The sequence below is a fragment of the Sphingomonas sp. genome (assembly GCF_031426035.1).
Lineage (GTDB): Bacteria > Pseudomonadota > Alphaproteobacteria > Sphingomonadales > Sphingomonadaceae > Sphingomicrobium.
Map to the genome: position 1 here is coordinate 1 of NZ_JANPKO010000145.1, position 22,590 is coordinate 22,590.

General features: G+C 67.4%; 23 protein-coding genes and 1 tRNA gene. 15 read left to right on the top strand and 9 right to left on the bottom strand.

The genetic code is table 11. The features are described 5' to 3' along the window. On the bottom strand, positions 1–706 hold a 706-nt coding region (locus RMP08_RS10605), incomplete at its 3' end, for an acyl-CoA dehydrogenase family protein (protein ID WP_310468969.1). Between the two features lie 80 nt (positions 707–786). Between RMP08_RS10605 and RMP08_RS10610 the strand changes: the two genes are divergently transcribed. The 4 genes from RMP08_RS10610 (at position 787) to RMP08_RS10625 (ending at position 5,870) form a co-directional block, all read left to right on the top strand. Next, on the top strand, positions 787–2,031 hold the full coding sequence (locus RMP08_RS10610; RefSeq protein WP_310468970.1) for an acyl-CoA dehydrogenase family protein: 1,245 nt from the start codon (positions 787–789) through the stop codon (positions 2,029–2,031). Positions 2,032–2,157: 126 nt separating this feature from the next. Then, on the top strand, positions 2,158–2,937 hold the full coding sequence (locus tag RMP08_RS10615) for an SDR family oxidoreductase (protein ID WP_310468971.1): 780 nt from the start codon (positions 2,158–2,160) through the stop codon (positions 2,935–2,937). Beyond that, a complete protein-coding gene (locus RMP08_RS10620) occupies positions 2,934–3,689 on the top strand; it encodes an SDR family NAD(P)-dependent oxidoreductase (protein WP_310468972.1) in 756 nt (251 codons plus the stop codon). Before RMP08_RS10615 ends, RMP08_RS10620 begins: the two co-directional genes overlap by 4 nt. A gap of 117 nt (positions 3,690–3,806) precedes the next feature. After that, positions 3,807–5,870: a 3-hydroxyacyl-CoA dehydrogenase NAD-binding domain-containing protein gene (locus RMP08_RS10625; RefSeq protein WP_310468973.1), complete on the top strand. Its 2,064-nt coding sequence runs from the start codon at positions 3,807–3,809 to the stop codon at positions 5,868–5,870. A 109-nt stretch (positions 5,871–5,979) separates the two neighbouring features. On the opposite strand, the gene RMP08_RS10630 is transcribed toward RMP08_RS10625, so the two are convergent. The 3 genes from RMP08_RS10630 to RMP08_RS10640 all read right to left on the bottom strand — a co-directional run bounded on the left by RMP08_RS10630 (position 5,980) and on the right by RMP08_RS10640 (position 8,228). Then, entirely contained in the window at positions 5,980–6,552 is a 573-nt protein-coding gene (locus RMP08_RS10630) for an RNA polymerase sigma factor (RefSeq protein ID WP_310468974.1), read from the bottom strand. Then, positions 6,539–6,838, bottom strand: coding sequence for a hypothetical protein (locus RMP08_RS10635; RefSeq protein ID WP_310468975.1), 300 nt, complete (start codon positions 6,836–6,838; stop codon positions 6,539–6,541). Before RMP08_RS10635 ends, RMP08_RS10630 begins: the two co-directional genes overlap by 14 nt. Before the next feature lie 157 nt (positions 6,839–6,995). Continuing rightward, positions 6,996–8,228 carry an MFS transporter gene (locus tag RMP08_RS10640; RefSeq protein WP_310468976.1) on the bottom strand — a complete coding sequence of 411 codons (1,233 nt, stop codon included), beginning with the start codon at positions 8,226–8,228 and terminating at the stop codon, positions 6,996–6,998. 56 nt (positions 8,229–8,284) lie between these two features. Here RMP08_RS10640 and RMP08_RS10645 point away from each other — a divergent pair, with 56 nt between their 5' ends. The 3 genes from RMP08_RS10645 to typA all read left to right on the top strand — a co-directional run bounded on the left by RMP08_RS10645 (position 8,285) and on the right by typA (position 11,570). Continuing rightward, positions 8,285–8,692 carry a winged helix DNA-binding protein gene (locus RMP08_RS10645; protein WP_310468977.1) on the top strand — a complete coding sequence of 136 codons (408 nt, stop codon included), beginning with the start codon at positions 8,285–8,287 and terminating at the stop codon, positions 8,690–8,692. 153 nt (positions 8,693–8,845) lie between these two features. Then, positions 8,846–9,634, top strand: coding sequence for a hypothetical protein (locus RMP08_RS10650; protein ID WP_310468978.1), 789 nt, complete (start codon positions 8,846–8,848; stop codon positions 9,632–9,634). A gap of 100 nt (positions 9,635–9,734) precedes the next feature. Then, on the top strand, positions 9,735–11,570 hold the full coding sequence (gene typA / locus RMP08_RS10655; protein ID WP_310468979.1) for a translational GTPase TypA: 1,836 nt from the start codon (positions 9,735–9,737) through the stop codon (positions 11,568–11,570). A 214-nt stretch (positions 11,571–11,784) separates the two neighbouring features. Here typA and RMP08_RS12290 read toward each other — a convergent pair whose 3' ends face one another. Further along, complete coding sequence (locus RMP08_RS12290) at positions 11,785–12,369, bottom strand: abortive infection family protein (protein ID WP_409049790.1); 585 nt, start codon at positions 12,367–12,369, stop codon at positions 11,785–11,787. A 153-nt stretch (positions 12,370–12,522) separates the two neighbouring features. Here RMP08_RS12290 and RMP08_RS10660 point away from each other — a divergent pair, with 153 nt between their 5' ends. Beyond that, positions 12,523–12,852, top strand: coding sequence for a hypothetical protein (locus RMP08_RS10660; RefSeq protein WP_310468980.1), 330 nt, complete (start codon positions 12,523–12,525; stop codon positions 12,850–12,852). Positions 12,853–12,939: 87 nt separating this feature from the next. Here the strand turns inward: RMP08_RS10660 and RMP08_RS10665 are convergent, their stop codons facing one another. Together RMP08_RS10665 and RMP08_RS10670 are read right to left on the bottom strand one after the other, a co-directional pair. Then, a complete protein-coding gene (locus RMP08_RS10665) occupies positions 12,940–13,983 on the bottom strand; it encodes a rod shape-determining protein (protein ID WP_310468981.1) in 1,044 nt (347 codons plus the stop codon). Between the two features lie 132 nt (positions 13,984–14,115). After that, positions 14,116–14,520: an EVE domain-containing protein gene (locus tag RMP08_RS10670; protein ID WP_310468982.1), complete on the bottom strand. Its 405-nt coding sequence runs from the start codon at positions 14,518–14,520 to the stop codon at positions 14,116–14,118. A 379-nt stretch (positions 14,521–14,899) separates the two neighbouring features. On the opposite strand from RMP08_RS10670, the gene RMP08_RS10675 reads away from it, so the two are divergent. After that, positions 14,900–15,589 (top strand): cell wall hydrolase, encoded by a 690-nt coding sequence (locus tag RMP08_RS10675; protein ID WP_310468983.1) that lies wholly within the window; start codon positions 14,900–14,902, stop codon positions 15,587–15,589. A 124-nt stretch (positions 15,590–15,713) separates the two neighbouring features. Then, positions 15,714–16,217: a response regulator gene (locus RMP08_RS10680; protein WP_310468984.1), complete on the top strand. Its 504-nt coding sequence runs from the start codon at positions 15,714–15,716 to the stop codon at positions 16,215–16,217. Positions 16,218–16,221: 4 nt separating this feature from the next. Here RMP08_RS10680 and RMP08_RS10685 read toward each other — a convergent pair whose 3' ends face one another. Beyond that, positions 16,222–16,971 carry a glutathione S-transferase family protein gene (locus RMP08_RS10685; RefSeq protein WP_310468985.1) on the bottom strand — a complete coding sequence of 250 codons (750 nt, stop codon included), beginning with the start codon at positions 16,969–16,971 and terminating at the stop codon, positions 16,222–16,224. A 68-nt stretch (positions 16,972–17,039) separates the two neighbouring features. Further along, positions 17,040–17,113, bottom strand: a tRNA-Gln gene (locus tag RMP08_RS10690). 214 nt (positions 17,114–17,327) lie between these two features. On the opposite strand from RMP08_RS10690, the gene RMP08_RS10695 reads away from it, so the two are divergent. The 5 genes from RMP08_RS10695 to RMP08_RS10715 all read left to right on the top strand — a co-directional run bounded on the left by RMP08_RS10695 (position 17,328) and on the right by RMP08_RS10715 (position 22,555). Continuing rightward, on the top strand, positions 17,328–17,489 hold the full coding sequence (locus RMP08_RS10695) for a hypothetical protein (protein WP_310468986.1): 162 nt from the start codon (positions 17,328–17,330) through the stop codon (positions 17,487–17,489). Between the two features lie 205 nt (positions 17,490–17,694). Then, positions 17,695–18,741 carry a Ppx/GppA phosphatase family protein gene (locus RMP08_RS10700; RefSeq protein WP_310468987.1) on the top strand — a complete coding sequence of 349 codons (1,047 nt, stop codon included), beginning with the start codon at positions 17,695–17,697 and terminating at the stop codon, positions 18,739–18,741. Continuing rightward, a complete protein-coding gene (locus RMP08_RS10705) occupies positions 18,738–19,394 on the top strand; it encodes an RlmE family RNA methyltransferase (protein ID WP_310468988.1) in 657 nt (218 codons plus the stop codon). Before RMP08_RS10700 ends, RMP08_RS10705 begins: the two co-directional genes overlap by 4 nt. Before the next feature lie 171 nt (positions 19,395–19,565). Then, positions 19,566–20,444: an alpha/beta hydrolase gene (locus RMP08_RS10710; protein ID WP_310468989.1), complete on the top strand. Its 879-nt coding sequence runs from the start codon at positions 19,566–19,568 to the stop codon at positions 20,442–20,444. Positions 20,445–20,887: 443 nt separating this feature from the next. Beyond that, on the top strand, positions 20,888–22,555 hold the full coding sequence (locus RMP08_RS10715; RefSeq protein ID WP_310468990.1) for a ShlB/FhaC/HecB family hemolysin secretion/activation protein: 1,668 nt from the start codon (positions 20,888–20,890) through the stop codon (positions 22,553–22,555). The last annotated feature ends 35 nt before the right edge of the window (positions 22,556–22,590 follow it).

Here is a 22,590-nt window from a genome sequence, read left to right on the forward strand (position 1 = left end):
GGTTTTCCTCGCCGACGAGCTGGTCCTTGGGCACCTTCACATCGTCGAAAAAGGTCGCGCAAAACGGCGAGTAGCCGCTGATCAAAAGGATCGGCTTGGTCGTCACCCCCGGGCTGGCCATGTCGAACAACAGGAAGCTGATCCCCTTGTGTTTGGACTCGCTGGAGGTCCGCACGAGACAAAAGATCCAGTCCGCCTCGTCGGCGTAGCTGGTCCACACCTTCTGCCCGTTGACCAGATAATGGTCTCCGCGGTCTTCCGCTTTGGTCTGCAAGCCCGCCAAATCCGACCCCGCGCCGGGCTCCGAATAGCCCTGGCACCAGCGGATTTCCCCGCGCGCGATCTCGGGCAAATATTTCTTTTTCTGCGCTTCGCTGCCGAACTTGAGCAGCGCCGGCCCAAGCATCGAAATCCCGAAGCTGGTCAGCGGCGGCCGCGCCCCGATCGCCGCCATTTCCTGCTTCAGGACCTTGGCCTCGGCTGGCGACAGCCCGCCGCCGCCATAGTCGCTCGGCCAGTCGGGCACGGTCCACCCGCGCCCCCCCATCGCGTCGAGCCATTGCTTCTGCGCCGGCGACTGGAAGGTGAAATTGCGCCCGCCCCAGCAGGCGTCTTTCTCGGACTTCATCGGGACGCGCATTTCGGGCGGGCAATTGGCCTCGAGCCAGGCCCGCGTTTCGCTCCGGAATGTCTCGAGATCGGCCATGCTACTTGCCCTTCGCCAGTCACCGTCCTAGCCGGTTTTAGAACGCTACCGAGCGGGCATTGCAAGCGAAGGGATGCGCGTTGGACTTTGACCTTACGGAACGGCAGGCTTTTTTCCGCGATAAAGTGCGCGAGTTCATCGATGCGCACATCCGTCCCCGAGTCGCCGACTATTACCGGGAGATCGCGGCTGGCGACCGATGGCAGCCGCTCAGGCTGATCGAGGACTTGAAGCCAACCGCCCGCGGCGCCGGCCTGTGGAACCTGTTCATGCCGCCGGGCGGCGCGCTCCAGCATGTCGACGAGAGCTTTGCCTTCGAGGGCGAGCAATTGACCAACCTCGAGTACGCTTTGTGCGCCGAGGAGATGGGCCGCATCCTGTGGTCGGCCGAAGTGTTCAACTGCTCGGCGCCCGACACCGGCAACATGGAAGTGCTCCACCGCTACGGGACGCGGGAGCAGAAGGAGCAGTGGCTGGCGCCGCTGATGCGCGGCGAAATCCGCTCGGCGTTCCTGATGACCGAGCCCGGCGTCGCCTCGTCCGACGCAACCAACATCGCCTGCCGCATCGTCCGCGACGGCGACGATTATGTCATCAACGGCAAGAAATGGTGGTCGTCGGGCGCCGGGGACCCGCGCTGCAAGGTCGCCATCCTGATGGGCAAGACCGACACCGAGGCGCGCAAGCACGCCCAGCAGTCGATGATCCTCGTCCCGCTCGACGCGCCCGGAATCACAGTCGAGCGCGCGCTGACCGTCTACGGTTATGACGACGCGCCCCACGGCCACATGGAAATCGCGCTCAAGGACGTCCGCGTTCCCGCGTCCAATTTGCTGCTCGGAGAGGGCAGGGGGTTCGAGATCGCGCAAGGCCGCCTCGGCCCCGGCCGCATCCACCATTGCATGCGCACCATCGGCGCCGCCGAGGAAGCGCTCGGGCTGATGTGCCGCCGCCTGCAGAGCCGCACCGCATTTGGAAAACGCCTCGCCGAGCACAGCGTGTGGGAGCAGCGTGTCGCCGAGGCGCGGATCGAGATCGACGCCACGCGGCTCCTGTGCCTGCTCGCCGCCGACCGCATGGACAAGGCCGGCAACAAGGCGGCCAAGGCCGAGATCGCGATGATCAAGGTCAAGGCCCCCAACATGGCGCTAAGGATCATCGACGACGCGATCCAGGCCCATGGCGGCGCCGGGGTAAGCCAGGATTTCCCGCTCGCCGCCTCGTGGGCCGGAATCCGCACCCTGCGCCTCGCCGACGGCCCCGACGAAGTCCACAACCGCAGCATCGCGCTGATGGAGTACGCGAAACATGCGCCCGTCGGCTGAAACCCACCAAAATCCGTTCCTCCCGAGCGTAGTCGAGGGACTATGCCGAGCGCAGCCGAGGCTTCTCGCTCACGCTCGAACGCAGTTCTCGACTTCGCTCGAACCGAACGGGTCTGGAGTGACGGAATGACCCCCTTGTTCGACCTCACCGACAAAGTCGCGATCGTCACCGGCTCGTCGCGCGGGATCGGCAAGGCAATCGCCGAAGCGCTCGCCGACCACGGCGCCAAGGTCGTCATCTCGAGCCGCAAGCAGGACGCCTGCGAGGAGGTCGCCGCCGCGCTCAACGCCAAGCACGGCGAAGGCCGCGCCATCGCGATTGCCGCCAGCATCTCGGACAAATCCGCGCTCGAAAACCTCGTCGCCAAATCCCTCGAAGCATTCGGCCGCATCGACGTGCTCGTCTGCAACGCCGCGTCCAACCCATACTATGGCCCGATGGCAGGCATCACCGACGACCAGTTCCGCAAAATCCTCGACAATACCGTCATCGCCAACCATTGGCTGGTCCAGCTCGCCGCGCCGCAGATGCTCGAGCGCGGCGAGGGCTCGATCGTCATCGTCTCGTCGATCGGCGGCCTCACCAGCTCGACCATGATCGGCGCCTACAACATCTCCAAGGCCGCCGACTTCCAGCTCGCGCGCAACCTCGCCGCCGAATTCGGCCCCAAGGGCGTGCGCGTAAACTGCATCGCGCCGGGCCTCGTCCGCACCGATTTTGCCAAGGCTCTGTGGGAGAATCCCGACACGCTCAAAGCGGTGACCAAGACCACCCCCCTCCGCCGCATCGGCGAGCCGCACGAGATCGCCGGCGCCGCGGTCTTCCTCGCCGCGCCGGCCTCCGCATTCATGACCGGCCAGGCGATCATCGTCGACGGCGGCAGCACCATCGGCGTCGGGCTGTGACCGGCCGCCTCGCGGGAAAAATCGCGATCGTCACCGGCGCCGGCTCGGGGATCGGCAAGGCCAGCGCGGCCCTGTTCCGCGACGAAGGCGCGACCGTCGTCGGCGCCGACATCAAGGGCGCCGACGTGACCTGCGACGCCGGCGACGAAGCGCAGGTGGCCGCGCTCATCGCCAACACCGTCGCCGACCACGGCGGCCTCGACATCGTCTTCGCCAACGCCGGCATCTCGGGCGGCCTCGACAGCGTCCTCGACGCCACCGTCGCCGAATGGAGCGAGGTCCTGCGCGTCAACCTCATCGGCCCGTTCCTCGCCATCAAGCACGCCGCGCCGCATTTGAAAGCGCGCGGCGGCGGCTCGATCGTGTGCACCGCGTCGGTCGCGGGCCTGCGCTCGGGCGCCGGCCCTGCGGCTTACTCGGCATCGAAAGCGGGCGTCATCAATCTGGTCAAAGTCGCCGCGCAGCAGCTGTCGGGCTCCAACGTCCGCGTTAACGCGATCTGCCCCGGCCTCATAGAAACCGGCATGACCACGATGGTCTACGACCACGCTCGCGCCAAGGGCGTCGAAGACAAGATCGGCCACCTCAATCCGCTGCGCCGCGGCGGCATCCCCGCCGAAATCGCCGCCGCAGCGCTGTTCCTCGCCTCCGACGAATCCAGCTACGTCAACGGCGAAGCCCTCGTCGTCGACGGCGGCCTCGCTTCCAGCCACCCCTTCAACCGCCAAACCTACGGACGGACCGCGCTATGATGCTTCGATCCGCGGTTCGGCAGGCTCACCGCTACTCAGCATGAGCGGTTGTGTAGTTTTCCGCTCATCCTGAGTAGGGGCTGAGCGAAGTCGAAGACCCGTATCGAAGGACAAGCCATGACCACCTCGCCCATCTCCACCCGCAAGCATGGCGACGTGCTGATCGTCACCTCCAACAACCCGCCGGTCAACGCGCTCGGCGCCGCGGTGCGGCAGGGCCTGGTCGCGGCGATCGAGCAGGCCGAAGCCGACGACAGCGTCAAAGCAATCGTCATCGCGTGCGAGGGCCAGACCTTCTTCGCCGGCGCGGACATCACCGAGTTCGGCAAGCCCCCCGTCATGCCGTGGCTCCCCTCGGTGGTCGACACCATCGAGAACAGCTCCAAACCGGTGGTCGCCGCGATCCACGGCACCGCGCTCGGCGGAGGCCTCGAGATCGCGCTCGGCTGCCACTACCGCGTCGCCGTCCCCTCGGCCAAGCTCGGCGTCCCCGAGGTCAAATTGGGCCTGCTCCCCGGCGCCGGCGGCACCCAGCGCCTGCCCCGTGTCGCCGGGGTCGAGCGCGCGCTCGAAATGTGCACCAGCGGCGCCCCGATCGGTGCCAAGCAGGCGCATGACGCCGGCCTCGTCGACCGCCTCGTCGAGGGCGAATTGGTGCCCCACGCGGTCGCCTTCGCCGAGGAAGTGCGCGACATCCGCCCGCTCCCCAAATCGTCCGAGCGCGACGACAAAATCGCCGAGGCCCGCACAAACCCCGCTTTGTTCGACGATTTCCGCAAGGCCAATGCGCGCCGCCTGCGCGGCTTCGAAGCACCCGAGGCCAACATTAAGGCGGTCGAGGCGGCGGTCGCCAAGCCCTATGCCGAGGGCGTCATCGAAGAGCGCAAATTGTTCATGGAGCTGATGAGCGGAACCCAGGCCAAGGCGCAGCAATATTTCTTCTTCGCCGAGCGCAAGGCGGCCAAGATCGACGGCCTCCCCGACGGCACGCAGCCGCGCGAAATCCGCAAGGTCGGCGTGCTCGGCGCCGGCACCATGGGCGGCGGCATCTCGATGAATTTCCTGAGTGCCGGAATCCCCGTCACCATCGTCGAAACCAGCCAGGAAGCGCTCGACCGCGGCACCGGGGTGATGCGCAAGAATTACGAGGCCAGCGCGGCCAAGGGCAAGCTCAAGCCCGAGCAGGTCGAGCAAGCGATGGGGCTGCTGTCGCCCACCCTCGATTTCAACGCGCTCGCCGATTGCGACCTGATCATCGAGGCGGTGTTCGAGCAGATGGACATCAAGAAGGACATCTTCGGGCGCCTCGACGCGATCGCCAAGCCCGGCGCGATCCTCGCCTCCAACACCTCGTACCTCAACGTCGACGAGATCGCGGCCGCGACCAAACGTCCGCAGGACGTCGTCGGGCTGCACTTCTTCTCGCCCGCCAACATCATGAAATTGCTCGAGGTGGTGCGCGGGGCGAAGACCGCGCCCGACGTGCTCTTGACCGCGATGCAGATCGCCAAGCGCATCCGCAAGGTCGCGGTGGTCGCCGGCGTGTGCCACGGCTTCATCGGCAACCGCATGCTGATGCCGCGCCAGGTCGAGGCGACCAAATTGCTGCTGGAGGGCGCCACGCCCGAGCAGATCGACAAGGTCCATGTCGCGTTCGGCATGCCGATGGGGCCGTTCCAGATGGCCGACCTCGCCGGGGTCGACATCGGCTGGCATCGCGACCCCAACCGCATCGAGAACATCCGCGACGCGCTCGCCGCCGAAGGCCGCTGGGGCCAGAAAAAGCAGGCCGGCTTCTACGACTACGACGACAAGCGCCGGCCGTCGCCGTCACCGCGCGTCCAGGAAATCATCGACGATTTCCGCGCGAAAGAAGGCGTCGAGAAACGCGACATTTCCGACCAGGAAATCATCGATCGCACGCTCTACACGATGGTCAACGAGGGCGCGAAGATCCTCGAGGAAGGCATGGCCCAGCGCGCCTCCGACATCGACGTGGTGTGGGTCTACGGCTACGGCTGGCCGGTCTACCGCGGCGGCCCGATGTTCTGGGCCGACACCGAGGGCCTCGACAAGATCGTCGAAGGATTGAAGCGCCAAGAAGCGCGCATGGGCAGCGATTTCAGCTTCTCAAAACTGCTCCTCGACAAAGCCGCCGCCGGAGAAAAATTCACCCGCTAACCCCCGCCCCTTCAGGGGCGGGGAGAGACGCGCAGCGGCGAAGGGGCGGGGGAGTCGGGCGAGACCGCGCAGGAGCCTGCTCTGTGAAAACGCACGTCAGCCGAGCACCTCACCCCCCAACCATCGCCCCGCGCAATTTCCCCAACCCGTACGCCAACCGCGACTTCACCGTCCCCACCGGACTCTCCAGCGCCTCGGCGATCTCCGCCAGGGTCATTTCCTCGAGATAATGCAGCCGCACGACAATTGCGCTGGCCGGCGGCAAAGCATCGACCCGATCGATCGCGGCGCGAATCTCCCCCGCGTCGAACGGCTCCTCTACCTCCGGCGCCGCAACCGCGTCCGCCAGCTCCACCTCGGCCCAGCGCGCGTCGACCGCCGACTGGCGCTTCGCCGCCCGCACCGCCTCGCGCGTCGCAATCCGATACGCCCATGCCTTGAACCACCGCGGGTCCCGCAGCGAGCGCAGCCGCCGCGCGATCAGCAGCAGGCTGTTCTGCAGCGCGTCGAGCGCGAGGTCGCGGTCGCGCGCGATGCTCCGCACATGGTGGAACAGCGGGCCCTGTAGATCACGCAGCAGCCGCTCAAGCGCCGCGCGGTCGCCCGACTGCGCCCGCGCCACCCGCAGTACCAGCTCGGCCCGTGCATCGCCGTAGCGCGGCCCCGCGTCACGGCCGCTCATCGCCGTGCGGATCGAGCGCGGCGAGGATGCGTGCCGTCGCGCTCGTGACATGGCCCGCCAGACCGAGCATCCCGAGCATGATGATGAAGTAGCTCAAGATGAAAATCACAAACAACAGCACCTGCGTGCGGTCGCCCCAATCGACCAGCAGGATGCACGCGATCAGCAAGGCGATCTCGAGTAGCGCCGCCGCGCCCGTTACGAAATTGGTCAACCGCCGCCCCGACTCCATCGTGTCGAGCACCCGCCCGCGCGCCGCGTCGAGTGCTGCCTGGTCTTGTGCCATGTCTTTTCTTCCCCTGTGCATCGCCGCCCGGAGCGGCCCGCGAGCCAATCGCTCACACAGCATAGAGGCATCGCCCCGCCAAAAGGTTCGGTCGCGCACATCCTCCCCATGATTTCATGGGGAGGGGGACCAGCGCAGCTGGTGGAGGGGTAACCTTCTACCCACCCGAATGGCGGGATGTATCCGGCAACAACGCCAACATCGCCAACGCCACCGCCGCCACTCCAGCACCCGCAAGAAAAGTCGCCCCCGCGCCATCGCGGTCCCAGATCAGCCCCGCGCCGACGCTCGCCAACAACGTCCCCACCCCGGTCGCGAAATGGAACGCCCCGAAGCTCGTCGCGCGCAATTCGGCGGGCGCGCTGTCGGCGATCATCCGCGCGAAAATCCCCTGCGTCAGCGCCATGTGCGCCCCCCACAGCAGCACGCCGACGCCCAGCACCACCAGCCCCGCCTCCTGCGCCAAAATGACATCGGCGGCGATCAGCAGCGCCATCCCGCCCGCGAGCACCGCCTTGGGGCTGACCCGGTCGCTCAGCGCCCCGGCGGGATAGGCGAGCGCGACAAACCCAAGGTTGAACAGCACCAGCACCAGCGGCGACAGCGCCACCGACACCCCCGCGTCGAGCGCGCGCAAAATCAAAAAACCTTCCGAAAAGCGCGCCAGGGTGAACAGGAAGCCGACCCCGATGATCCGCTTGGTCGCGGCATCGAGCTGGCGAAACCCGGCGAACAACGCCGGCTGCGGCCCCGCCGCATGCGGCCGGTTGCTCTCTTTCAAGGCAAACCACGCCAGCGCGAAGCACAGCAAGGCCGGCACCGCGGCAATCCAGAACACCGCGCGGATGTCGCCCGCGAGCAAAATCATCAGCCCGACCGCGGCGATCGGTGCGATCAGCGCGCCCACGGTGTCGAGCGACTGGCGCAGCCCGAACGCCCGTCCGCGCAGTTCGGGCGGGGTCTCGTCGGCGATCATCCCGTCGCGCGGCGCCCCGCGGATGCCTTTTCCCACGCGGTCGGCGAAGCGCGCGCCCATCACCGCCCATGCGCTCGCCGCGAGCGGGAACAACGGCTTGGACAGTGCCGCCAGCCCGTAGCCGGCAAGGATCCACGGCTTGCGCCGCCGGCTGCGGTCGCTCAAGCGCCCCGAGGCGAGCTTGGCGAACGACGCGGTGCCTTCCGCGGCCCCGTCGATCGCGCCCATCGCCGCCGCCGGCAGCCCCAGCGTGACGGTGATGAACGCCGGCAGCAGCGCGTGATAAATCTCCGAGCTCAGGTCCATCAGCAAGCTGACGAACCCCAGCACCCACACGTTGCGCGGAAGCTTCGCGCGCGGCGGTTTTGCGCCAGGTCGCTGCGCGCGGGGCAGGGGCGGGGCCGGCCGGCTCATGACCTGTGCTAACAACAATGTTGCCATTCAACAATTATTTGCTAGCATCCTGATCCATGTGGGGATCGTCACCTGCGGCCATCGCCGCCCGCTTCACCGCCGTCGCCCAGGCGTTCGTCGCCGACGGCCCGGCGGAGCGCACCGACCGCGCCCGCCGCACTTTGCTCGCCGCGGTCGCCGCCAATGAGCCCGCCACCCTCAACAAGGTCGCCTCGGTAGTCCGCCGCGGCGCCCCCGCGGTCAGCCGCTCGGTCGACGCGCTGGTCCGCGCCGGGCTGATCGAGCGCGCGCCCGATCCCGACAACCGCCGCCGCCTCGCCCTGAAGCTGACCGACGAGGGCCGCGGCGCGCTGAGCGTCGCCCCCAACGCCGGCACCGGGCTCGAGCCGCGCCTCGCGCGCTTGGCCCACAGCGAGCTGCGCGCCGTCGAACGCGCCCTCGAAATCCTCGAACGCGGGCTATAGCCGCCGCGCCGCGCCGCATTGGCGCGCAGCACCACGCCACAAACCGCGCGTCTGCCGTTCACCGCTGCGGCTTGTCGAAAGCCAGTCGATCGTCGCCGGCATTTCGGCCAGCGCGCCAATCAACCGGTGCGCAAGAATGAAGGACGAGCCCCGATGCCAACCCATCTCCCACGGCGCGCGATGCTCGCGATGATCGGGTCCGGCGCGGCGGCCGCCTGTGCGCCGCTCCGGCTGGGGCGTCGCGAGCTCACGCTCGAGGAGGTGATCCGGCGCAACACCCTCGCGCGCGGCGGCGCGGCGGCACTGGATCGGGTGCGCGCGCTCCACATCGACGTCGAGATCGTCGAAGGCGGCCAGACGCTCAACGGCCATTACGCGGCGAACGCCGAGGGCCTGGTGCGGATCGATGTCTATGCCGCCGGCAAGTTGGTCGGTGCCGAAGGCGTCGATTCGAAAGGGGTGTGGATCTGGGGCGGCGAGAAAGTCGGCGCGCAGCCGAGCGTCGCGACCGGCGCCGCCAACGCCTTGACCAACGGCGCGGAGAATCATTTGTTCGGCTGGAATCGCTTCGCCGAGCGCGGCCACAAGCTGGCGCTGATGCCCCCAGCCGTGATCCTCGGGCGCGCACACGCGGTCGTCGAAATTCGCTTCGGCACCGGCCACATCAGTTATTTCTATGTCGACCCGGCGAGCGGACTGGCCGTTCGCCGTCGCGATGAGCGCGCCTATCATCCCGATGTCAGCGCAACCCGGCAGCGGGTCGAGACGCGCTTTACCGAATTCGTCGCCGTCGACGGCGTGACGGCCGCGCATCTCAACATCGACATCGATCTCGCGACCGGCAAGCTGCTGTCGACCAACCGCGTTCTCGCCCGGCGGATCAACCCGGCGCTGCCGTCCGATCATTTCGACCGCGACCGCCGCGCCCCCGCCACCCTGTGAGGCCGCGCCCCGCCGCCTGATCGCCTCACTTCCGCCATGCTGCGTTGCAACAAAGGCGCGATTGGGCTAGGGGCGCGGCTCCCTATTTTCGGACATTCAAATGAATTTGCGCAACGTGGCGATCATCGCCCACGTCGATCATGGCAAGACCACGCTCGTCGACCAATTGTTCCGCCAATCCGGCACCTTCCGCGACAACCAGCGCGTGGAAGAGCGCGCGATGGATTCCAACGACCTCGAGAAAGAGCGCGGCATCACCATCCTCGCCAAATGCACCTCGGTCGAATGGCCCGACGCCGCCGGCACCGTCACCCACATCAACATCGTCGACACGCCGGGTCACGCCGATTTCGGCGGTGAAGTCGAGCGCATTTTGAGCATGGTCGACGGCGTGATCCTCCTCGTCGATGCCGCCGAAGGCCCGATGCCGCAAACCAAGTTCGTCACCGGCAAGGCGCTCGCGCTCGGCCTCAAGCCGATCGTCGTCGTCAACAAGATCGACCGCCCCGACGCCCGCGCCTCCGAAGTCCTCGACGAGGTGTTCGACCTGTTCGTCCTGCTCGACGCCAACGACGAGCAGCTCGATTTCCCCGTGCTCTACGCGTCGGGCCGCAACGGCTATGCCGGGCTCACCCACGACGTCCGCTCGGGCGATTTGACCCCGCTGTTCGAGACCATCGTCAGCCACGTCCCCGCGCCCTCGGCCGACCCCGACGGCCCGTTCAAATTCCTCGTCACCTTGCTCGACCGCGACAATTTCGTCGGCCGCATCCTGACCGGCCTGGTCGCCTCGGGCAGCATCAAGGTCAACGCCCCGATCCACGCGCTCAGCCCCGACGGCAAGATCGTCGAGACCGGCCGCGCGACCAAATTGATGGCCTTCCGCGGGCTCGAGCGGGTCCCCGTCGACGAGGCCCGCGCCGGCGACATCATCTCGATCGCCGGCCTCACCACCGCGACCGTCGCCGACACCATCGCCGACCCCAGCGTGAGCGAGCCGCTCCACGCCCAGCCGATCGACCCGCCGACGCTGTCGATGCGCTTCGCCGTCAACGATTCGCCGATGGCCGGCCGCGAAGGCTCCAAGGTCACCAGCCGCATGATCCGCGACCGCCTCCTGCGCGAAGGCGAATCGAACGTCGCAATCAAGGTCACCGAGGCCGCCGACAAGGACAGCTTCGAAGTCGCCGGCCGCGGCGAGCTCCAGCTCGGCGTCCTGATCGAGATGATGCGCCGCGAAGGCTTCGAATTGGGCATCAGCCGCCCCCGCGTCCTGTTCCGCGAGGAGAACGGCCAGCGCACCGAGCCCTACGAAACCGTCGTGATCGACGTCGACGATGAATATTCCGGCACCGTGGTCGAGAAGATGGCGGCGCGCAAAGCCGAGCTGACCGACATGCGCCCGTCGGGCGGCGGCAAGACCCGCATCACCTTCTCGGCCCCCTCGCGCGGCCTGATCGGCTACCACGGCGAGTTCCTCTCGGACACCCGCGGCACCGGCCTGATGAACCGCCTGTTCGAGCGCTACGGCCCCCACAAGGGCCCGATCGAGGGGCGCAAGAACGGCGTCCTGATCTCCAACGGCTCGGGCGCCGCCAACGCCTATGCGTTGGGCTTCCTCGAGGAGCGCGGCATCCTCATGGTCGCGCCCGGCGACCCGCTCTACGAAGGCATGATCGTCGGCGAGAACGCCAAGACCGACGACCTCGAAGTCAACCCGATGAAAGCCAAGCAACTCACCAACTTCCGCGCCAGCGGCGGGAAGGACGACGCGATCCGCCTAACCCCGCCGAAGCGCCTGACGCTGGAGCAGGCGATTGCGTACATCGATGACGATGAATTGGTGGAGGTGACGCCCGCGTCTATTCGGTTGCGCAAAAGGTATCTCGATCCGCATGAGCGCAAGCGGGCTAATCGAGCGAAGCAGGCCGCTTAGCCGCCGAGCATAAGGCCGCCGACCCCCGGACTCTATCCGGGGGACGCCGGCCTTATGTCGAAGAGACGGCGTGCGCCCGGCCGACCTGCGGCTCCGCCGACAGGATCGACGTCACGGCCGCCCGTGACGGCCCTTTTTCGAACGGTAACAATCGACCACCCCAGGACCTGATCGGGGAAAGCCGTGACGGAATCCGGCGAGGAGGGCGAAGGAGTTAGGGGAGACGTGCTTCCCAAGTGGCGATTAAGAATGTCGCCATTGCACCCGCGAGGTTGACCGCAAGCTCAGCATGCCGCGGCTGGGGCCTCGCGCGGAGCGGTCCCGGGCTGTGCGCATCGCTCAGTTTGTTGCGGAGCGTGCCAAGCGATTCAACAACTGATTGGCAGCTTCCAAGGATTCTCTTGAACACATTCTCCGTGTGTGCGTCCGGCGCCAAATTGAGATTCTCAGCTACCAACCGATAGAGGGCGGGCAGTTCGGCCTTCTCGTCAAAGGGCACCTGCTGCTTCGTAAGTAGCCATTTCATCACATCCTCTAATAGTGTTCGCGCTAGTGTGATCGCACCCTCAGGGTCCGTGGCCCTCCGGTCCAATGCCGATGTCCACCGCTGATGAACGACATCTTTGTCGAATCTGGCCAGCGCGCCTGATATCGCGTCATCTGCCGGACTAGACCTCGAAACAAGTCGATCCAACTCCTCATTTTGGACTTCCGTGGCCAGCTCTCGAGCAACCCGCATGACATCGAGCTCCCCTAACCGCTGTAGCCGCGTGCCGATGTATAACCGCTTGCTACTCATCGCCTCCGAATTTGTACCGGGCGCAAGCCCCTAGACGCTCGCCCAACGTCGGCAAATCATAGGCCTTGTATTGGTCAGCAATGATCTCAGCTATCAGCAGGCGCGCCTTTCGTTCGCGCCTGGGATGAGTCGCTCGAGGAGGGCATCGAACGGGTGCGCGCCGGGGCGCTCGAGCGCGCGATCGGCGGCGCGTTCGTTCCGGTGTTCCGCCGCGGCAAATTGGTCCGCGTCGAGCACCGCCAGTGCGAGCGGCTGGCGATCGCAGTGCTCGCCGGCGAGCATCGCATCGAGGACAGTCAGCGCCGTTCGGCCGCCCAGCGCCGCGATCATTGGGAGGCCTTGCACGACCGCGACCGGCAGCAGGCCGCCGAGCGCGCCGAGGCCGAGGCGGTGTGGGCGCAGCATCAGGCGGTGCTCGATGCCATCGCCGCCGCCGCCGCGGCGCCGCCGCCGCCCCCCAACCCGCGCATCCGCCGCCTGTAGGAAACCCTGCCTTAAAGCCGCAAAAATGGTCGCCGCGTACGGGACATTAGGGGCTTTAAGCCGGTTCCGCCCCGCCGCCCGCGTCCTCTATGCGCGGAGCAGCGCCCCGCGATACAGCGGTTCCTCGAGCGTCCGCCCGGCGCCCAGCGCGACGCAGCTCAACGGGTTGTCGGCGACCCGCACCGGGAGCCCGGTCTCGTCCGCCAGCACGGTGCCGATCTCGCGCAGCAGCGAGCCGCCGCCGGTCATCGTGATGCCCTCGTCGATGACGTCGGCGGCGATCTCGGGCTGGGTGTGCTCCAAGGCGCCGCGGACCAGCTCGACGATCCGGTTGACCGGCTCGCGCAGCGCGTCGGCGACTTGCGCCTGGTTCAAGGTGATTTCGCTCGGCACGCCGCGCCCGACGTCGCGCCCGCGGACGTGCGCCTCGAGCCCGCCGCCGTCCCATGGCGGGCGCGCGGTGCCGATTTCGAGCTTGACCCGCTCCGCGGTGCCCTCGCCGATCAGCAGGTTGAAGTTGCGCCGGACATAAGCGGTGATCGCTTCGTCCATGCGGTCGCCGCCGACCCGCGCCGAGCAGGCGAACGCGAGGCCCTGGAGCGAGATCACGCCGACCTCGGTCGTCCCGCCGCCGATGTCGACCACCATCGAGCCGATCGGGTCGCTGACCGGCAGGCCGGCGCCGATCGCCGCCGCCATCGGCTCCTCGATCAGCGAGACCTTGCCCGCCCCGGCGTTGGTCACCGCGTCGCGGATCGCGCGCCGCTCGACATTGGTCGCGCCGGACGGGATGCAGATCACCACCTTGGGCCCGCGCGAAAAGCGGTTGCTCCCGCCATGCGCCTTGCGGATGAAATGCTTGATCATTTCCTCGGCGACCTCGAGGTCGGCGATCACCCCGTTGCGCAGCGGGCGGATGGTGCGGATGTTGTCGGGCGTCTTGCCCATCATCAATTTGGCGTCGTCGCCGACCGCGCGCACGCGGCGCACCCCGTTGACGGTCTCCATCGCCACCACCGACGGCTCGCTGGCGATGATTCCCAGCCCGCGCACGTAGACCACCGTGTTGGCGGTGCCCAAATCGATCGCGATGTCGCGCGGGGAAAAATTGAACAACGAACGCAAATGCATGTCCTTGGATGGCGCGGCGAAGACCGACTCCGTTACGCCTGTGCCGGTGGCGGCAGCAGCGCCTGCGCGGCGCAACGCCGTGAGGCGTTGTTTTCGGCGGACGAGTCGATGCAATCCTGCCGGGGAGGGCGGTCAGTCGCGCTCGGCAAGCTCCAGAACCTTGGCCCATTCGGCTGCCCGCACCGGCGCCACCGACAGTCGCGACTGGCGGATCAGCTCCATCGCGGCGAGGCTCGGCTCGGCCTTGATCGCGGCCAGCGTGACCGGCGATGGTAAAGCGCGCACCGGCTCGACCCTAACCGACACCCAGGCGCCGTCCCTGGGGTCGGGCGCCGCCGCGCGCACGATGCGCATCACCCCGACCACCGCTTTGTCCGACATGCTGTGGTAGAGGAACGCCTCGTCGCCGGCCTCCATTGCCTTGAGGTGGAGCCGCGCCGCATTATTGCGCACGCCGTCCCATTCGGTGCCGCCGTCGCGCACCAGGTCGGCCCAGCTGTAGCTCGCCGGCTCGGATTTCATCAGCCAATGGGCCACGCTATGCTTCCCCTCGGCGCGTCGACCGCGCTTCCGCCGCCCTCTAGCGAGTCCCGCGAGGGGACAACAGAGGTGCCGTTAACCACTCAAAAACCACGAAATAACTGAACAAATTGAAAGAGTTCCGGATTCCATCCCAGCGTGCGCACGGTTCACCGCTGGGCAGGTGGCGTAACGATTAATATCGACTACCTGCCAATCATCGATTTGATGAGCGAGTGAGCCGCAGGCGCTAAGGCCCGGCTCCGGGCAAGACGGACGATCCCCCTCCCGCACCACTTCGCGGAAACTGCGCTTGAAGCGCGCGGGCACGATCGGCCGCACATGGCAGAGACGAATTTTGATCCGACTTCTGGGTAGCCGCGGCGCGTCTGCGGCGATGGGTTTTCTAATGCTGGTGCTGAGTTCGAGCGAGGCCGCCGCGGCGACCGCACCGTCGATCGCCACGCCGATCGCGGTCGTCGCGCCGGCCTCCGACACGATCAAGCTGCCGGCACCGCAACCGGCATCGGCCCTGGGCATCGCCAATGCGATCCCGACCCCGCTCACCCGCGGCACCACCGCGAGCATCGCGCAACCCTCGATCGCCGCGACGCTGAGCCCGGTCGCGGTGCTCCCCGCGCAATTCCGCCAGACATTGCCGTTGGCCCAGCCACTCCACGCTTTGGTCGAAGCCTACAGCACTGGCCCGGCGCTCGACAGCGAAGCCAATTGCCTCGCCACAGCGGTCTATTTCGAAAGCATGGGCGAGCCCTTGGAAGGCCAGCTCGCGGTCGCCCGCGTGGTCCTCAACCGCGCCGCCTCGGGCCGCTACCCCGCCACCTGGTGCGGCGTGGTCAAGCAGAAGGCGCAATTCTCGTTCGTCCGCGCCGGCCGCTTCCCGCGCGTCGACGCCGGCTGCCAGGCGTGGCGCAAGGCGCAGGCGATCGCCCGCATCGCGATGGCCAACGCCGCCGCCAGCCTGCCCGCCGACGTGCTGTGGTACCACGCCGATTACGTCGCCCCGTCGTGGGGCCGCCGCTTGACCAAGGTGGAAAAGATCGGCGCACATATTTTCTACCGCGCTTAACGCCGTCGTCCCGCCTCGTCGCAGTTACGGCTCGTCGTTAACCGGGCTCCCCGGGGATTCGCAGCGCGCCCGATTCGTCGCACCGTCACCGACGGATTTTCCGTGGGTTTGGGGAGACTCGCCGGTGCTCAAGATCCTGATCGTCGAGGACGACTCGCAGCTCGCGGGGACGCTCAAATACCTCGTCGAGGACAACCCGCGCTATTCGGTGGTCGGCATCGCCGACGACGCCGACAGCGCGGTCGCCGCCGCCGATCGCCACCAGCCCGACCTCGCGTTGGTCGATCTCCACCTCGCCCGCGGCTCGACCGGCTTCTCGGTCGCCGTCCGCCTGCAGGGTTTCGACGTGCCGTGCCTGTTCGTCAGCGGCAAGGCGCCGAGCTTCCCGATGCCCGACCTCGCATTGGGCTGCCTGATGAAGCCGTTCACCGCCGAGGACGTCCACCGCGCGATCGGCCTCGCCGAAGACCGTCTGCGCGGCCGCGAGGCGGTGCGTCCGAGATTGCCCGACAACCTCACCATCTACGAGGCGGAGGACGATCCGGTGACCGATCAGCCCGGCTTCATCCCCTCGCGCCGCTCGCTGCGCACCCGCCTCGAGCATTGGATCGCCGGCACCCAGCACTAACGGTCTACAGCCGCATCATGCCCCGCCGCGCCTCGCGCGTGCCCCAGGTCGTATCGGTGAGCGGCGCGCCGGCATCGAGCAGCGCCTCGTGCCGCCGCTTGATCTCGGCGTTGCGCTGGACGTCCTCGAACCGCTTCAACTCGGCGAAGGCGGGATAAGCGAGAATGCGCGCGACGAATCCCGCGACCCTCGGCCAGCGCGCCGCATCGACCGTGAAATCGGCATAGTCGGCGTTGCGGAAGAAGCTCGCCAGCGCGATGTCGGCGAGGCCGATGTCGCCGAACAAATAGCCGTCGGCCGGCAACTCCCCTTCGAGATAGTCGAGCGCCGCCGGAATATCCTCGCGCAGCACCCGCTCGATGCGCGGCAGGTCGCCCGGCTCGCCCCACACCGCCGGGCGGACGATTTTCTGATAGAACAGGCTCCAGATGAACAGGTCGCCGAGCCGGCTGTCGGCATATTCCTCGAGCCAGCGGGCGCGGGCGCGGGCGGCCGGCGCCACCGGCAGCAGCGGCCGGCCCGGATAGGCCTCGTCGAGATAGGCGCAGATCACCGAGCTGTCGGTCAGCACCACCTCGCTGTCGATCAAGACCGGTATGCGCCGCAGCGGGCTCAGCCGCGCGAATTCGTCGTTGCCGAAAAACGGCGTGATCGGGTCGATGCGGTAGTCGAGCCCCTTGAGCATCAGGCACACCAGCACCTTGCGCACGTAGGGGCTGACGAAGCTTCCGATGACGGTCACAGGCCGGGCCATTGGCCGAGGATGCGCGGAGTGCCGGACGCTGTCGAGTGGCGAGTGCCAGGAAAAGGGTGGGCGGCCCGTGGATGCCCCGCGAGGATTCGAACCTCGATAGACGGAGTCAGAGTCCGTAGTCTTACCGTTAGACGACGGGGCAGCGGCGGGCCTGCGCGGGCGCGGGATAGGAAGCAGCCGGTAGAGTGTCAACGCCAGCGCTCGTCGCCGGTGCCATCTTCCCGCGCTGGCGCGCGCCGCTTTGAGGACGGCTAAGTCCCTCCAAATAGGATCAATACTTAAGCGAAAGGGGGCAATTTTGCCCGACTTAGGCGGCCCGCCGGGGGATTCACCCGGCATGCATCGAAGAGGCTGTCATGAAGAAAAAGATTATCGCCGCGCTCGCTCTGTTCATGGTCGCCGGGCCGGCCATCGCCAACTCGCACTTCCTCCCCGAAGGCAAGGGCAAGGGCACCGGCGAATATGCGCGCAGCATGCTGTGCGACTGGTTCATCTGGGTCCCGATCTGCCACCGCTGATCCGGCCGCCTGCGGCGTGACGGGGTGGGAGCCGGAGCTGGCGGCCCACCCCGCCATGCCGATTGGCCGCACGCGCCTGGCGCGACCTGCCCCGCCACGGCACAACGCCGGCGCCGTGCTTGCCCTGTGCACCGATTCTGTGATTAAACCTGCCTTAAGTCAGCCGTCGGACCCCGGCGGCGCAGGATAAGAACGGGCGTACGCCATGGCGCACAGTGTCGCCAGCGCGCCGGCGCCGCTTGCTCAAGCGGGGCTGGCCTCCGAACAGCCGCCGGGGCGGCACAACACTCATCGCCACACCTACGGCGCGCTTGATCTCGGCACCAACAATTGCCGCCTGCTGATCGCCCGCCCGAGCCCCGGCGGGTTCACCGTGATCGACGCCTTCTCGCGCATCGTCCGCTTGGGCGAGGGGCTGGCTCAACGCGGCCGCCTGGCGCCTGACGCAATGGACCGCGCCGTCGCCGCGCTCGGCGTGTGCGCGGACAAATTGCGCCGCCGCAATGTCTCGCTGTCGCGCGCGGTCGCCACCGAGGCGTGCCGCCGAGCCGCCAACGGCCGCGACTTCGTCGAGCGCGTGCGCGCCGAAACCGGCATCGCGCTCGACATCATCGCGCCCCAGGAAGAAGCGCGTCTGGCGGTGCTCGGCTGCCACAAATTGCTCGAGCCCGGTGACGGCCCGGCGCTGATCTTCGACATCGGCGGCGGCTCGACCGAGCTGGTGCTGGTCGACCAGGACGAGGGCTTGCCGCGCATCCGCGCGTGGTGGAGCGCGCCGTGGGGCGTGGTCTCGCTGACCGAGAGCGAAGGCCGCGAGGCGATCGAGGGTCCGGACCGGGTCAAGGCCTATGCGCGCATGGTCCAGCGCGCGCGCAGCTCATTCGCCTTGTTCGCCGAAACTCTGCCCAGCACTGCCGACGGCATCCGCCTGCTCGGCACCAGCGGCACCGTCACCACGCTCGCCAGCGTCCATCTCGCTTTGCCGTCGTACGACCGCCGCGCGGTGGATGGCCTGCATGTGCCGATCGATGCGATGCGCGCGATCGGCACGATGATTTCGGAAATGGATTACGCCGAGCGCTCCAACCTGCCGTGCATCGGCCCCGACCGCGCCGATTTGGTGGTCGCCGGCTGCGCCATTCTCGAGGCGATCCTCGAAATCTGGCCGGCCGAAAAGCTCGGCGTCGCCGACCGCGGCATCCGCGAGGGGATTTTGCGCTCGCTGATGGCGCGCGACGGCTATGTCTTATGAAGCATATCCGCACCGCCAAGGGGCGCAAGGTTAGCTCGACCCGCTGGCTCGAGCGGCAATTGAACGACCCCTATGTCAAGCGCGCCAAGGCCGACAATTACCGCAGCCGCGCCGCCTATAAACTGCTCGAGCTCGACGAGCGTTTCGGGCTGCTGCGCGGGGTCAAGGCGGTGGTCGACCTCGGCATCGCGCCGGGCGGCTGGAGCCAGGTCGTCCGGCGGACGACGCCCGCCGCCCGCGTCGTCGGCATCGACTTCCTCCCCACCGACCCGATCGACGGCGTGACCATCCTCCAGCTCGACTTCATGGACGAAACCGCTCCGGCCAGATTGCGCGAAGCGCTCGGCGGCCCCGCCGATTTGGTGCTGTCGGACATGGCCGCCAACACCGTCGGCCACCCCCAGACAGATCATTTGCGCACCATGGGTTTGGTCGAGGCAGGCCTCGAGTTCGCCACCGAAATCTTGCGCCCCGGCGGGGCCTTCGTCGCCAAGGTGCTGGCCGGCGGCGCCGACAATAATCTGGTCGCCGAAATGAAGCGACACTTCACCGCGGTGAAGCACGCCAAGCCCCCCGCCAGCCGCAAGGGCTCGAGCGAATGGTACGTCGTCGCGCAGGGTTTCAAGGGACGCACGGACGCGGCCGCGGGCTGAAATTATCCGCCGCCGTCATGGCCGTGCCACATGATTTCTGGTACGGAATTGCCGTCTGCGCGACCGAGTCCGAGGCGTTTGCGGGCGGCTGTAACGGCCCGCGCATCGGTTCCCCTTCACGAGACCCAGCTCCGGCCCTGCCGGCCGGCATCCCCACCGGGAGGGCACCCGATGACGACGATCACAACCACCGACGGCACCGAGATTTTCTACAAGGACTGGGGCCCGCGCGACGCCCAGCCGATCGTGTTCCATCACGGCTGGCCGTTGAGCGCCGACGACTGGGACAACCAGATGCTGTTCTTCTTGGGCGAAGGCTACCGCGTCATCGCCCACGACCGCCGCGGCCACGGCCGTTCGACCCAGACCTCCGACGGCAACGACATGGACACCTACGCCGCCGACGTCGCCGAGCTGGTCGCTTTTCTCGACCTCAAGGACGCCATCCACATCGGCCACTCGACCGGCGGCGGCGAAGTCACGCGCTACGTCGCGCGGCATGGCCAAGGCCGCGTCGCCAAGGCGGTGCTGGTCGACGCCATCCCGCCGGTGATGGTCAAGAAGGACTCCAACCCCGGCGGAACGCCGATCGAGGCCTTCGATGGCCTGCGCAAGGCGCTCGCCGCCAACCGCTCGCAATTCTACATCGACCTGCCGAGCGGGCCGTTCTACGGCTTCAACCGGCCCGGCGCCAAGGTCATCCAGGGCGCGATCGACAATTGGTGGCGGCAGGGGATGATGGGCGGCGCCAAAGGCCAATACGAGTGCATCAAGGTGTTTTCCGAGACCGATTTCACCGAGGACCTCAAGGCGATCGAGGTGCCGGTGCTGGTCATCCACAGCGAGGACGACCAGATCGTGCCGTATGCGGACTCGGCGCCGCTGGCGGTCAAGCTGCTCAGGAACGGCACGCTCAAGACCTACCAGGACTTGCCGCACGGGCTGTGTACGACCCATCCGGACATCGTCAACCCGGACATCCTCGCCTTCCTCCGCGGCGATGTCGCGGCGAACGTCGAGCAACGGTCCGACCAGCCCGCCATGGCGTGAGGTTAAACTGCGGCCCGGCCACGCGCCGGGCCGCACCCACTGCCCGCGGCGCGTCGCCCGCGCCCCCCGCACGCCAGCGCGCCCACGCTCGCTGCAACGCGCCGTAGCGCCGCCGCCGCCGATCGCACTGCGTCCGGCCGGACTCAGGCTCAGAGCTCCCAACTTTCCAGTCCGACGATCGGTCATTGCTTTAGGCAGGTCCGACCAGCGATCTAATATCTTATCGCTTCATTAATCATCTGGGCTTAGTCATACAGAGATATAGTCAATCAATAAGTAAAACTTCTCGCTGAAATGCTCAAGATTGTTTTAATCGACAGATCTCTTGACCAGCAGCAAATATAATCCTCGCAACGACATTTGTCCATTTCGGACAATTCATTTCGCAATTCGCGGGCGATATTTGCTAGCATTTGACCCCTGCCTCCCGAAGGGAGCACCCAATGACACGAGCATTGATGTTCGCCGCTTTGCTGTCGACCAGCCAAAGCGCATTCGCGCAGCAGCGCCCCGACGCCGGCCAGCAGCTGGTGCAAATTCCCGCAATTCCGCCAGTGCAGCGCCGCGAGTTCGACATCCGCGTCGCGCCGCCGCCGGCGACCGCAACCGCGGCCCAGGCGGACAGCGGGCAAACCGTCCGCGTCGATGCCTTGCGGGTGACCGGGCACACGTTGTTTTCCGAGCCCCAATTGCTGGCGGCGGTCGCGTTCGTCCCCGGAACCGCGCTCAGCCTGACGCAATTGCGGGCGATCGCCGCGCAGATCACGCGCTTCTACAACGACCGCGGCTACTTTCTCGCGCAGGCCTATCTGCCGGTCCAGGACATTGCCGCGAACACCGTGACGTTCACCGTCGTCGAAGGCCGCTATGACGGGATCGCCGTCAACAATCAGGCGGGGCTGTCGCGCGGCCTTGCCCGCGGCGCGCTCGCCGGCCTCGCCAGCGGCGACCGGGTCAGCTCGCGCCCGCTCGAGCGCCGCTTGCTCCTGCTGTCCGACATCCCCGGCGTCGAGGTCACGTCGACCCTCAGCCCGGGCGGCGCGGTCGGCAGCTCCGACCTCCTCGTCAATCTCCGGCAGCGCCGGCTGGTGTCGGGGATGGTCGAGGCGGACAATGGCGGCAATCGCTTCACCGGCGCCTATCGCGCAGGCGGCAGCGTCAACTTCAACAACCCGACCGGTCACGGCGACCAGTTGAGCGTGCGCGCGCTGGCCTCGGATTCGGGGCTGGCTTACGGCCGCGCCGCTTATCAAACGCTGCTCGGCGACACGACCATCGGGGTGGCATTCTCGCACATCGAATACACGCTCGGGCGCGAATTCAGGGCGCTCGACGCCGACGGCACGGCCAATGTCGCCACCTTCTTCGCCAGTCACCCCGTGGTCCGCTCGCGCAATACCAACCTCAACCTGCTGGCCGGCGTCGACGCCAAATTCTTCAAGGACCGAGTCGGCGCCGCCTCGACCGTCTCTCGGCGCCGCGCAAAAGTGGCGAACCTGGGGTTGAGCGGCAACCATCGCGACCATTTTGGTGGCGGCGGCTCGACCGTCTTTTCGGTTGGCGCGGCGCTCGGGGATCTCGACATCCGCAGCCCCGCCGACCGCGCTTTCGATCGCCTGACCGCGCGCACCAGCGGCGGCTACGCCAAGTTCCAGGCCGGCGTTGCCCGGCTCCAGCGGCTGACCGAAGACTTGTCGCTGTTCGTGTCCGTGCGCGGCCAGCTGGCGTCCAAGAACCTCGACAGCGCGGAGAAGATGGAGCTCGGCGGCGCCTATGCGGTGCGCGCCTATCCCGAAGGCGAGGGCTATGGCGACGAAGGCTATGTCGCCACCGCCGAGGCGCGCTATCAACTGCTCCGCTTGCTGCCCGTCCCCGGCGATTTCCAGCTGTTCGGCTTTGTCGATGCCGGCGCGGTCAAGTTCGCCAAGAACCCGTGGTTCGCCGGCCCCAACGTCGCCCGCCGCAGTGGCATCGGCGCCGGGATGGGCTGGACCCTGCCCAACAATTTCATGCTGAAAGCGACCTACGCCCACAAGCTGGGCAACCAGCGGGTGACCTCCCAACGCGACCGCGACGGCCGCTTCTGGTTCCAGCTCGCCAAGGTTTTCTAGGGTGCCGGCCGCCGCCCGCGGCCGCGCCCGCTTCC